This window comes from Billgrantia sulfidoxydans (assembly GCF_017868775.1).
GTDB classification, from domain to species: domain Bacteria; phylum Pseudomonadota; class Gammaproteobacteria; order Pseudomonadales; family Halomonadaceae; genus Halomonas; species Halomonas sulfidoxydans.
Map to the genome: position 1 here is coordinate 3,557,909 of NZ_CP053381.1, position 11,224 is coordinate 3,569,132.

Sequence of the window (11,224 nt, forward strand, 5' to 3'; positions counted from 1 at the left end):
TCTCCTGGGGGCAAGTTGGGGGCCACCGTCAAGCGGCCGGGTACGGACTTGTCTGAATTTTGCATTCATTATACCTTGCAGGACATGAGGTCAATCCGCCAAATACGGCCGTGCACCCGGGCGAAGCGGATCTGCAAGTCAAACGAGGCGGCCATCCAAGGAATCGACATGAGCAAGATTCAGCACCGTAACCTGTACCTGGAAGTGGCTGACCGCATTCGTGAGCTCATCGAGCAGGGGGACCTGGCCCCTGGGGAGCGCATATCGGAGAAGGAGCTGTGCGAACGCTTCGGGGTTTCGCGCACGCCGCTGCGAGAGGCCCTCAAGGTGCTGGCCGCCGAAGGGCTCACCGAACTGCTGCCCAATCGTGGCGCCCGGGTGATGCGCCTGACCGTGAAGATGGTGAAGGATACGTACGACCTGATGGGGGCCCTCGAGGGGCTGTCGGGAGAGCTCGCCTGCCGCAACATCAGCGACGAAGGCATCCGCGAGATCCGTCGCCTCCACGACACGATGCTCATGCACTACCGGGAGCGCAATCTGGCCGAGTATTTCCAGATCAACCAGCAGATTCACGAAGGCATCCTGCAGGCCTCCGGCAACGAGGTCCTGCAGGAGATGTACAAGGGGCTCAACCAGCGCGTAAAGCGCGTGCGCTACTCCAAGAAGATGACTGAGAGCTTCTGGCGGCGGGCGGTTCAGGATCACGAGCACATGATCGTGGCGCTGGAAGCGCGCGACGGTAAGCGCCTCGGCCAGATCCTGCGCGACCACCTGTGCAACAAGCTCGAGGTCGCCAGCCTCGCCGGGGTTATCGAGGAAGCCTCGGCCGCCGACGAGATGACCGCCTAGCTCGACTCCCACTCCTTCAGCCGCATGGCCGATCGCTCCAGGCGCTGATCCTCGGCTTCGATCTCGCGCAGCTGCGCCGCGATGCCGGCAAGATGATCGAGCGCCGCGCGACGGGCTGCCTCGGGCTTGCCTTCCATCACCGCCCGATAGAGGCGGGCATGCTGGCGGTTGATCATCTGCCGCGGCACCTCGCGATGATAGAGATTCTTCACCGAGGCGAACACGGAGCTGAGCAGCAGGTCGGTGAGCGACTGCAGCGTATGCACCAGCACGGGGTTGTGCGAGGCCTGGCAGATCGCCAGGTGAAAGGCGTGGTCCAGGTGCGCCAGCCGCTCCACGTCGATGGCGTCGTCTTCGACGTACTCGACCATGGCCTCGTAGCGACGCTGGATCATCACCCGGTCCGCCGGGGTGGCACGCTGCGCCGCGAGCCGGGCCGACTCCCCTTCGAGCAGCGAGCGCACTTCCAGCAGGTCGTACAGCGTGCGTGGGTGGTCGCGAAACAGGTGCATCAGCGGGCTGTCGTCGCGTCCCGTCACCAGCTCCGCCACTACGGAACCCCGCCCCTGTCGGGTCACGATGATGCCCTTGCTGCGCAGCACGCGCAGCCCCTCCCTCAATGAGGTGCGCGAGACGCCGAGGCGATCGCACAGGCGACGCTCCGAGGGCAGCAGCTGGCCCGGGCGGAACACGCCATCAAGGATCAGCCGCTCGAGACGCGCCGCCACCGCATCCGGCGTGCGCGTCGGCAGCTTCTGTTCACTATCCTGAAACATGCCTTCCTCCGGGCCTGTGAAGTTCGCCTTGAGTCGCTCGGCCGAATGCGCCATGGTTTAACATGAAAATAATTTCCAACATAGCCGAGAACAACTGGTCATACCAGTAGACCGCAGGCTGGACAGAAGGGCCGCCTGGGCGCAAATTGGGCCCTGCACAAGGACAACCCTGTCGCCAAGACTCGCAATTGAGGCGCTTGATGAACATCCTCTACGACGAACGACTCGACGGCCCCGTTCCGACGCTGGACAGGGCGGCCATCCGTGACACCCTCGCCCAGGCCATCCCGGGCATGACGCTGCTCGACCGCGAGGAGGACATGCGCCCCTTCGAGTGCGACGGGCTCTCCGTCTATCGCACCCTGCCGCTGCTGGTGGCGCTGCCCGACTCCCTCGACCAGGTCCAGCGCCTGCTGGTGGAGTGCCATCGCCTCGGCGTGCCGGTGGTCACCCGCGGCGCCGGTACCGGGCTTTCCGCCGGCGCCCTGCCGCTCACCCACGGCGTGCTGCTGGTGATGTCGCGATTCGCGCGCATTCTCGAGATCGACCCCGAGGCGCGCATCGCCCGGGTCGAACCCGGCGTGCGCAACCTGGCCATCTCCGAGGCGGCCTCGCCCTACGGGCTCTACTACGCGCCGGACCCCTCGTCGCAGATCGCCTGCTCCATCGGCGGCAACGTAGCGGAGAACGCCGGCGGCGTGCACTGCCTGAAATACGGCCTCACCGTGCACAACGTGATCAAGGTCGAGATTCTCACCATCGAAGGCGAGCGCATGACGCTCGGTAGCGATGCCCTGGACGCCCCCGGCTTCGACCTGCTGGCGCTGTTCAACGGCTCCGAGGGCATGCTCGGGGTGGTCACCGAGATCACCGTCAAGCTGCTGCCCAAGCCCGAGGTCGCCAAGGTGCTGATGGCCAGCTTCGACGACGTCGAGAAGGCCGGCAACGCGGTCGGCGCCATCATCGAGGCCGGCATCATCCCGGGCGGCCTGGAGATGATGGACAAGCTCGCCATCATCGCCGCCGAGGATTTCATTGGCGCCGGCTACCCGGTGGAGGCCGAGGCGATCCTGCTGTGCGAGCTCGACGGCGTCGAGGCCGACGTCGACGACGACTGCGAGACCGTGCGCCGCGTGCTGGAGAAGGCCGGCGCCACCGGCATCCAGCAGGCCCGCGACGACGCCGAACGCGCCAGGTTCTGGGCCGGGCGCAAGAACGCCTTCCCCGCCGTGGGGCGCATGTCGCCCGACTACTACTGCATGGACGGCACCATCCCGCGGCGCGAGCTGGCCCGCGTGCTCAAGGGCATCAGCGACCTCTCCGAGCGCTATGGGCTCAAGGTCGCCAACGTCTTCCACGCCGGCGACGGCAACATGCACCCGCTGATCCTGTTCGATGCCAACCGCGAGGGCGAACTGGCCGTGGCCGAGGCGCTGGGCGGCGAGATCCTCGAGCTGTGCGTGCGGGTCGGCGGCACCATCACCGGCGAGCACGGCGTCGGCCGCGAGAAGATCAACCAGATGTGCGCCCAGTTCCGCCCCGACGAACTGGCCACCTTCCGCGCCGCCAAGGCCGCCTTCGACCCGCGCGACCTGCTCAACCCGGGCAAGAACATCCCCACCCCGGCGCGCTGCTCGGAGTTCCGCACCATCAAGAGTGCGAGCGCCGACACCGCCCCCGGCACCCTGCAAGGCTGAACTGGAGTGACCATGGCAAACGCAACGCATCTCTCCGACCATGACGCCAGCGCAGCCCTGGCCGAGCGTATCCGCCAGGCCAACGCCGAGGACACCCCGCTGCGCATCGTCGGCGGCGACACGCGCTTCTTCTACGGCCGCGAGGTGGCGGGCGAGGAAATCTCGACTCGCGAGCACTGCGGTATCCGCTTCTACGACCCGGTGGAGCTGGTGGTCTCGGTGCGCGCCGGCACGCCGCTGGCCGAGCTCGAGGCGGCCCTGGCCGAGCATGGCCAGATGCTGCCCTTCGAGCCGCCCCGCTACGGCGCGGCAAGCACCGTGGGCGGCATGGTCGCCACCGGCCTCTCCGGCCCGCGCCGCCCCTGGGCCGGCAGCGTGCGCGACTTCGTGCTGGGCGCCCGGGTGATCAATCACGAGGGCAACGAGCAGCGCTTCGGCGGCGAGGTGATGAAGAACGTCGCCGGCTACGACCTGTCGCGGCTGATGGTGGGCGCCCAGGGCACTTTGGGGCTGATCACCGAGGTCTCGTTCAAGGTGCTGCCGATTCCCGGCGCCGTCCACAGCCTGCACCTGGAGCTCTCTCTCGACGAGGCCCGTTTGCGCCTGGCCGAATGGGGCCGCGAACCGCTGCCGATCAGCGCCGCCGCCTGGCTCGACGGCGCCCTGCACCTGCGCCTCGAAGGCGGCCCCAGCTCGGTGGCCGCCACCCGCGCGCGTATCGGCGGCGACGATCTCGATAGCGGCTTCTGGGCTGCCCTGCGCGACCAGCGCCTGCCCTTCTTCCGCGCCGGCCCGCTCCACGAGACCAAAGCACCGCTGTGGCGGCTCTCGCTGCCCCACCGCACATCCACGCTGGAACTGCCCGGCGTCGTCGAGCGGCTGATGATTCACGACTGGGCCGGCGCCCAGCGCTGGCTGTGCGCCGACCTCGACGCCGACACCCTGCGCCGCGCCTGCCAGGCCGCCGGCGGCCACGCCACCTGCTACGGCCCGCGCCCGACCGAGGTGGAACCCTTCACGCCGCTGCCCGAGGTGCTGATGAAGTATCACCGCAACCTCAAGGCCCAGCTCGACCCCAAGGGACTGTTCAACCCCGGCCGGCTCTACGCGGCGTTCTGAGACGTACAGGATCACCACATGCAGACGCATTTCACCGAGGAAGCCCTCCAGCAGCCGCACATCCAGGAGGCCGACCGCGTCCTGCGCAGCTGCGTGCACTGCGGCTTCTGCAACGCCACCTGCCCCACCTACCAGCTGCTGGGCGACGAGCGCGACGGGCCGCGCGGGCGCATCTACCTGATGAAGCAGATGCTGGAGAACCCGGACGACAGCGAGAACGTCACCGAGCAGACCCGGTTGCACCTGGATCGCTGCCTGACCTGTCGCAACTGCGAGACCACCTGCCCCTCCGGCGTGGAGTACCACAAGCTGCTCGACATCGGCCGCGCCGAGATCGAGCGCCGGGTGCCGCGCAGCGCCGCCGACCGCGCCCAGCGCTACGCCCTACGCAAGGCCCTGGTGGAGCCCAAGCGCTTCCAGGCGCTGCTCAAGCTGGGCCAGACCTTCCGCCCGCTGGTGCCCGGCAAGCTCAAGGACAAGCTGCCGCCCAAGCCGGTCGATGCCGGCGCGCGCCCCGACCACCAGCGTCACGCACGGCAGATGCTGATTCTCGAGGGCTGCGTGCAGCCGGGGCTCTCGCCCAATACCAACGCCGCCACGGCGCGGGTGCTGGATCGCCTGGGCATCGGCCTCACGCCAGTGGCCGAAGCCGGCTGCTGCGGCGCCATCGACTTCCACCTCAATGCCCAGGACGACGGCCGCGCCCGCGCGCGGGCCAACATTGACGCCTGGTGGCCGCATATCGAGGCCGGCGCGGAAGCCATCGTCCAGACCGCCAGCGGCTGCGGCGCCTTCGTCAAGGAGTACCGCGACATCCTCAAGGACGACCCCGCCTACGCCGACAAGGCCAGGCGCGTGAGCGAACTGGCCAAGGACCTGGTCGAGGTGCTGCGCGACGAGGAGCTGACGAGCCTCCAGGTCAACGCGGGCCGCCGGCTGGCCTTCCACTGCCCCTGTACCCTGCAGCACGCCCAGAAGCTCGGCGGCGCGGTGGAGGGCGTGCTGGTCAAGCTCGGCTTCACCCTTACTCCGGTCCAGGACGCCCACCTCTGCTGCGGCTCGGCGGGCACCTACTCGATCACCCAGCCGGAACTCGCCACCCAGCTGCGCGACAACAAGCTCAACGCCCTCGAGGCCGGCAACCCGGAAACCATCGTGACCGCCAACATCGGCTGCCAGACCCACCTCAACGGCGCGGGGCGCACGCCGGTCAGGCATTGGATCGAGATTGTCGACGAAGCATTGAGCCGGTAACGAGCAGCGAGCCTCGGGCTTCGAGCGACATCTCACCCCGCCGTAGCCCGTAGCCCGTAGCCCCTAGCCCGTAGCCCGTAGCCCGTAGCCCGTAGCCCGTAGCCCGTAGCCCGTAGCCCGTAGCCCGTAGCCCGTAGCCCGTAGCCCGTAGCCCGTAGCCCGTAGCCCGTAGCCCGTAGCCCGTAGCCCGTAGCCAATACTAAACAAGGAGAGCCCCATGAAGACCAAACCCGTACTCACCCTGACCGACGTCAACGCCATCCTCGATGCCGCCCAGAAAGAAGCGGAAGCCAACGGCTGGGCGGTGACCATCGCCGTGGCCGACGACGGCGGCCACCTGCTCGGCCTGCGCCGCCTCGACGGGGCCCCGGCCATGACCCCGGACATCGCCACCCAGAAGGCCCGCAGCTCGGCGCTCGGCGCCCGTGAGACCCAGGCCTTCGAGGACATGATCAACGGCGGTCGCAACGCCTTCCTCTCAGCACCGATGCAGGGCCTGCTCGCCGGCGGCATGCCGGTGATGGTCGAGGGCCAGATGGCCGGCACCGTGGGCGTTTCCGGCGTCAAGCCCGACCAGGACGTGCAGATCGCCAAGGCCGGCATCGCCGCCATCGGCTGATCTCCCCGCCCTGATCGCAAACGCCCCGTGGCTCGGCCAACGGGGCGTTTCACGTTCTGCGGCGCTTGTGCGGGCTTGCCCCCCCTGGGAGCGGTCAGCGGCTAACGTCGCGTTTGCGGCGCAGCTCGCCGTTCAGTGCCTTGACGATGGAGTAGCACATCAACAGCATCACGATGGAGAACGGAATCGCCGTCGCCGTCACCCCGGCCTGAAGCGCCGCCAGGCCGCCGCCGAGCAGCAGGACGACGGCCACCAGCCCCTCCACCGTGGCCCAGAACATCCGCTGCGGCCTGGGCGCATCGATCTTGCCGCCGGCGGTGATGGTATCGATCACCAGCGAGCCGGAATCCGACGAGGTGACGAAGAACACCAGCGCCAGGAGGATGCCGACGGTCGACATCAGCCCCGTCAGCGGCAACCCATCGAGCATGCCGAAAAGCGCCAGCTCGGGGCGGTAGTCATCGATCACGTACTCCTTGACCAGGCTGCCGGCAGGGTCGGTATAGAGCTGCTCGAGTGCGATGCCGCCGAAGACCCCCATCCAGACGAAGATGAACAGGCTGGGAACCAACAGCACGCAGAGGACGAACTCCCGCACCGTACGCCCCCTCGACACCCGGGCAATGAACATGCCGACGAACGGCGCCCAGCTGACCCACCAGGCCCAGTAGAACACCGACCAGGCTTCACGATAGGCATCGTCGTCGCGCCCGAAGGGAGCCGACAGCGGGATGAACTCCGTCACGTAGCTCGAAAGCCCGGACCAGAAGCCCTTCAGGCCCACCAAGGTCGGGCCGGCGAACAGCACGAAGACGAAGAACAGCACGGCCACCACCATGTTGATCTCGGAAAGCTTCTTCACGCCGCCCTCGAGCCCGCGCCAGACCGACACCAGCGCCACCGCCGTGACCAGCAGGATGACGATGACCTGGAAGGCAGTGCTGATCTCCAGGCCGAAGACGAAGTTCATCCCCGCATTGGCCTGCTGGGCGCCGAGCCCGAGCGCCGTGGCCAGGCCGAACAGGGTGGAGAACACCGCAAGGATATCGATCACGTGCCCCCACCAGCCCCACACGCGCTCGCCCAGGATGGGGAAGAACGCCGAGCGAATCGAGAACGGCAACCCCTTGTTGTAGGTAAAGAGCGACAGCGCCAAGGCCATGACCACATAGACCGCCCAGCCGTGGATGCCCCAGTGGAGAAAGGTGCCGGCCAGCCCCATGGCGCTGGCCTCGGGGATGGCTTCCGGGTTCAGCCCGCCATCGCTGCCGAAGGGAGACGGAATGCCCAGCGGCAGGGAGACGTTGGCATGGTAGACCGGCTCCAGCACGCTGAAGAACAGCAGCCCGATACCGATACCGGCAGTGAACAGCATCGCGAACCAGGACAGGTAGCCATGGTCCGGCCGGGCCTCGGGGCCTCCCAGCCTCACCGAACCATAAGGCAGCACGACGAGCGCCAGGCAGAACAGGATGAAGAAATCCACCAGCAGCATGAAGTACGCATCCAGCGTCCCGGTCGCGAAGCCGACGATGGCCTGGAAGAGGCTCCCCGCCCTTTCAGGAAACAGCAGGGTGAGCAGGATGAACACGACCGACGCCAGCGCGGAGACGACGAAGACCCGATTGTGGATGTCGAAACCGATGGGCCCCAACCGCCCTTCGATATTGTCCTGGCCGACGACGTAGTCCGTCTGCATGTCACTGGCCTCGTGATGCGACGCCGGCCCCCCGGGGTTATTCATTTGCCTTCCCTTTTCTAATATAAAGAATAACTTAGCGTCTTCAGGCTACATGAGTCGGGGCAGGCGTTCCACTGCCGCTCCATGGGCTCAGGCTGTCGATGGCTGTCGTTTCAGTGTACTTCGCCACGGCCATCTATACTGACAGCGCCAGTCATGCACCGCGCGCCTACCCGGCGCCGGGCGATGGCGAGGCGTCCGCCAGAACAACCAAGGCCGGCCCCGGCGTATCGACCGGGCTGCGCCCCATGAGAGGAATCCAACATGATCAGGAAACTGTTTGTCGCACTGGTGCTGATGGCCTTCATCTCACCGGCCTGGGCCAGCCAGTGCCCCATGCTCATGTCCGAGATCGACGATGCGCTGGAGGATGACGCCAAGGTCTCCCAGCTCAGCGAGGACGATCTCGCGCGGGTACGCGAGCTGCGCGAGCAGGGCGAGCAGTACCACAACGACGGCGACCACGCCCAGTCGGAGGAGGCGCTGAACGAAGCCAAGGAGTTACTCGGTATTTGACCCCCATGCCGGGCGCAAGCCCGGCATCCCTTCTACCCCTGCCCGCTCTCCCCTGGCCCCTGCGCGGCGCCTTCCAGCACCCATGCCTGCAGCGCCCGCTTGGCTTCCCCCGTGGCATCGGGCCGCGCATCGACCAACCCATAGCCCCGGCGCGAGCTGAGGCTCAGCTCATGCAAGCCGATCAGCATGTCGCTCTCCAGCAGGTCGTCGACCAGGCCGCGCCAGCCCATGGCGATGCCCTGCCCGGCGATCGCCGCCTGGATCAGCAGGGTGTAGTTGTTGAACGTCAGCTCCGACGCTTCGAGATAGGCGATCCCGCCCAGCTGTTCGAAGTAGCTCGGCCAGTCGAGCCAGCGCTGCCCCTGGTCGGCGGTCAGAGTCAGCAGCGGCGCCCGTCTGAGCCCCTCGAGATCGACGATCGGCCCGTGGCGCTGCAGGAACCCCGGGCTGCAGACCGGGAACACCTCTTCCCGCAGCAGCAGCGGAACGCCACCGGCCAGCGCTCGCTCGTCACAGAACACGATCGCCACGTCGACCTCCTGGGCCCGCCAGTCGAGCACCCCCTGGTTGGTCACGATACGCACGTCGATGTGCGGGTGCCGCTCACGAAAGCGCGGCAGGCGCGGCATCAGCCAGTACGCGGCGAACGAGAAGTCGGTGAGGATGTTGACGTGGGGGTGGCGCTGCTTGTGCTGGAGCCGCTCGATGGTGCGGTCGATGGTCGCGAAGCCCTCCTGCACGCTGACGAACAGCGCATGCCCCGCCTCGGTCAGCTTCACCCCGCGATAGATGCGCTCGAACAGCACGAGGCCGAGCTGCTCCTCGAGCGCGCGCACCTGCTGGCTGACGGCCGACTGGGTCGAGCGCAGCTCGCGCGCCGCGGCGGTGAAGCTCAGGTGGCGAGCCGCCGCCTCGAACACGCGCAAGCCGTTGGGCGATGCCGCCCTGGCGATCCACGACATTAGCCTAGCTTATGCCTCCCATAAAAAATGACCGAGTTTACAGGTCTTGAGATTAGCAAGGAGACTGTCGTCACAACCAGCGAAGACTGGCATCGAGCGCTCGCCCATCGCTCCCATGACCGACAAGAGAGGCCCCATGACGCACAAGCAACCCAATATCCTGTTCCTGATGGCCGACCAGATGGCCGCCTCCGCCCTGCCCTGCTACGGCCACCCGCTGGTGAAGACGCCGCACCTGTCGCGCCTGGCGGAGGAAGGCGTGGTGTTCGACTCGGCGTACTGCAACAGCCCCCTGTGCGCACCGTCGCGCTTCACCCTGATGGCCGGGCAGCTGCCGTCGCGCATCGGCGGCTACGACAATGCCGCCGATTTTGCCGCCGACATCCCCACCTACGCGCACTACCTGCGCGATGCCGGCTACACCACCGCGCTGTCGGGCAAGATGCACTTCTGCGGCCCCGATCAGCTGCACGGTTTCGAACAGCGCCTGACCACCGACATCTACCCGGCGGACTATGGCTGGTTCGTCGACTGGGAGAACTTCGACGCGCGGCCGAGCTACTACCACAATATGTCCTCGGTCACCCAGGCCGGCCCCTGCGTTCGCTCCAACCAGCTCGACTTCGACGACGAAGTCACCTTCCGCGCCAAGCGTTTCCTGTACGACTACGTTCGCAACGGCGAGCAGCGCCCCTTCTGCCTGACCGTCTCGCTGACCCACCCCCACGACCCCTATACCATTCCGCAGGAGTACTGGGACCGCTACGACCACGACGCCATCGACCTGCCGCGCGTACCCTACTCACGCGAACTGATGGACCCGCACTCCAAACGCCTGCGCCACGTTTACCAGCTCGACGAGGAGACCCTCAACGACGCGCAGATCCGCAAAGCGCGGCATGCCTACTATGGGGCGATCAGCTACGTCGACGACCAGATCGGCGCCGTGCTGAAGACCCTCGAGGAGACCGGCCTGGCCGACGACACCATCATCGTCTTCTCCGGCGACCACGGCGACATGCTCGGCGAGCGCGGCCTCTGGTACAAGATGAGCTGGTTCGAGGACTCGGCCCGGGTACCGATGATCGTCCACGCCCCGGGGCGCTTCGCCCCGGGCAGGGTGCGCGAGTCGGTGTCGACCATGGACCTGCTGCCGACCTTCGCCGAGTTCGCCAACGACGGTATCGCGCCGGAATACGCCGCGCCCCTCGACGGCCGCAGCCTGCTGCCGCACCTGACCGGCAGCGGCGGCCACGACGAGGTGATCGGCGAATACCTCGGCGAGGGTGCCATCGCGCCGCTGCTGATGATCCGCCGTGGGCGCTACAAGTTCGTCCACAGCGCGCCGGACCCGGACCAGCTGTTCGACCTCGAGGCCGACCCGCTGGAGCTCGACAACCTGGCGCAGCAACCCGCCTATCTGGACCTGTGCAAGCAATTCCGCGACGAGATCGCCAGCCGCTGGGATTATGCGCGGCTGCACGACGAGGTGATCGCCAGCCAGCGGCGCCGCAAGCTGGTCTCGCGCGCGCTCATGCAGGGCAGGGTCACGCCCTGGGATCACCAGCCGGTCTTCGATGCCAGCACCCAGTACATGCGCAACACCATTGACCTGGACGATCTCGAGCGGCGCGCGCGCTTCCCCGCGGCCTCGGTCGAATAGCCGGGCGGCGCTGTACGCTGCGAAG

Annotated in this window: 10 protein-coding genes; 7 read left to right on the top strand and 3 right to left on the bottom strand. The window is 67.2% G+C overall.

All coding sequences use genetic code 11. The features are described from left to right. Positions 1-168 precede the first annotated feature (168 nt). Complete coding sequence (locus HNO51_RS16380; RefSeq protein ID WP_197448309.1) at positions 169-852, top strand: GntR family transcriptional regulator; 684 nt, start codon at positions 169-171, stop codon at positions 850-852. Here HNO51_RS16380 and glcC read toward each other — a convergent pair. Continuing rightward, positions 849-1,628, bottom strand: coding sequence for a transcriptional regulator GlcC (gene glcC / locus HNO51_RS16385; protein WP_209537886.1), 780 nt, complete (start codon positions 1,626-1,628; stop codon positions 849-851). The two genes, HNO51_RS16380 and glcC, sit on opposite strands and share 4 nt — an antisense overlap. 200 nt (positions 1,629-1,828) lie before the next feature. On the opposite strand from glcC, the gene glcD reads away from it, so the two are divergent. The 4 genes from glcD (at position 1,829) to HNO51_RS16405 (ending at position 6,317) form a co-directional block, all read left to right on the top strand. Next, entirely contained in the window at positions 1,829-3,325 is a 1,497-nt protein-coding gene (gene glcD, locus HNO51_RS16390; protein WP_209537887.1) for a glycolate oxidase subunit GlcD, read from the top strand. 12 nt (positions 3,326-3,337) lie between these two features. Continuing rightward, the gene (gene glcE, locus HNO51_RS16395; RefSeq protein ID WP_209537888.1) at positions 3,338-4,444 is read left to right on the top strand and encodes a glycolate oxidase subunit GlcE; all 1,107 of its coding nucleotides are present in this window, start codon (positions 3,338-3,340) and stop codon (positions 4,442-4,444) included. Positions 4,445-4,462: 18 nt separating this feature from the next. Further along, positions 4,463-5,698, top strand: coding sequence for a glycolate oxidase subunit GlcF (gene glcF / locus HNO51_RS16400; protein ID WP_209537889.1), 1,236 nt, complete (start codon positions 4,463-4,465; stop codon positions 5,696-5,698). A gap of 217 nt (positions 5,699-5,915) precedes the next feature. Further along, positions 5,916-6,317 (top strand): GlcG/HbpS family heme-binding protein, encoded by a 402-nt coding sequence (locus HNO51_RS16405; protein WP_209537890.1) that lies wholly within the window; start codon positions 5,916-5,918, stop codon positions 6,315-6,317. Between the two features lie 94 nt (positions 6,318-6,411). On the opposite strand, the gene HNO51_RS16410 is transcribed toward HNO51_RS16405, so the two are convergent. Next, a complete protein-coding gene (locus HNO51_RS16410; protein WP_209537891.1) occupies positions 6,412-8,016 on the bottom strand; it encodes a BCCT family transporter in 1,605 nt (534 codons plus the stop codon). Between the two features lie 306 nt (positions 8,017-8,322). Between HNO51_RS16410 and HNO51_RS16415 the strand changes: the two genes are divergently transcribed. After that, a complete protein-coding gene (locus tag HNO51_RS16415; RefSeq protein ID WP_197448315.1) occupies positions 8,323-8,574 on the top strand; it encodes a hypothetical protein in 252 nt (83 codons plus the stop codon). A gap of 32 nt (positions 8,575-8,606) precedes the next feature. Here the strand turns inward: HNO51_RS16415 and HNO51_RS16420 are convergent, their stop codons facing one another. Next, positions 8,607-9,536 (bottom strand): choline sulfate utilization transcriptional regulator, encoded by a 930-nt coding sequence (locus HNO51_RS16420; RefSeq protein ID WP_209537892.1) that lies wholly within the window; start codon positions 9,534-9,536, stop codon positions 8,607-8,609. Between the two features lie 136 nt (positions 9,537-9,672). Here HNO51_RS16420 and betC point away from each other — a divergent pair, with 136 nt between their 5' ends. Then, positions 9,673-11,199, top strand: coding sequence for a choline-sulfatase (gene betC / locus HNO51_RS16425; protein WP_209537893.1), 1,527 nt, complete (start codon positions 9,673-9,675; stop codon positions 11,197-11,199). The last annotated feature ends 25 nt before the right edge of the window (positions 11,200-11,224 follow it).

Excerpts from the sequence above, each read along its gene's own strand:
- glcE (WP_209537888.1), top strand. The coding sequence starts at position 3,338 with ATGGCAAACGCAACGCATCTCTCCGACCATGACGCCAGCGCAGCCCTG.
- glcC (WP_209537886.1), bottom strand. The coding sequence starts at position 1,628 with ATGTTTCAGGATAGTGAACAGAAGCTGCCGACGCGCACGCCGGATGCG.
- HNO51_RS16410 (WP_209537891.1), bottom strand. The coding sequence starts at position 8,016 with ATGCAGACGGACTACGTCGTCGGCCAGGACAATATCGAAGGGCGGTTG.
- glcF (WP_209537889.1), top strand. The coding sequence starts at position 4,463 with ATGCAGACGCATTTCACCGAGGAAGCCCTCCAGCAGCCGCACATCCAG.
- HNO51_RS16405 (WP_209537890.1), top strand. The coding sequence starts at position 5,916 with ATGAAGACCAAACCCGTACTCACCCTGACCGACGTCAACGCCATCCTC.
- glcD (WP_209537887.1), top strand. The coding sequence starts at position 1,829 with ATGAACATCCTCTACGACGAACGACTCGACGGCCCCGTTCCGACGCTG.
- HNO51_RS16420 (WP_209537892.1), bottom strand. The coding sequence starts at position 9,536 with ATGTCGTGGATCGCCAGGGCGGCATCGCCCAACGGCTTGCGCGTGTTC.
- HNO51_RS16380 (WP_197448309.1), top strand. The coding sequence starts at position 169 with ATGAGCAAGATTCAGCACCGTAACCTGTACCTGGAAGTGGCTGACCGC.
- betC (WP_209537893.1), top strand. The coding sequence starts at position 9,673 with ATGACGCACAAGCAACCCAATATCCTGTTCCTGATGGCCGACCAGATG.
- HNO51_RS16415 (WP_197448315.1), top strand. The coding sequence starts at position 8,323 with ATGATCAGGAAACTGTTTGTCGCACTGGTGCTGATGGCCTTCATCTCA.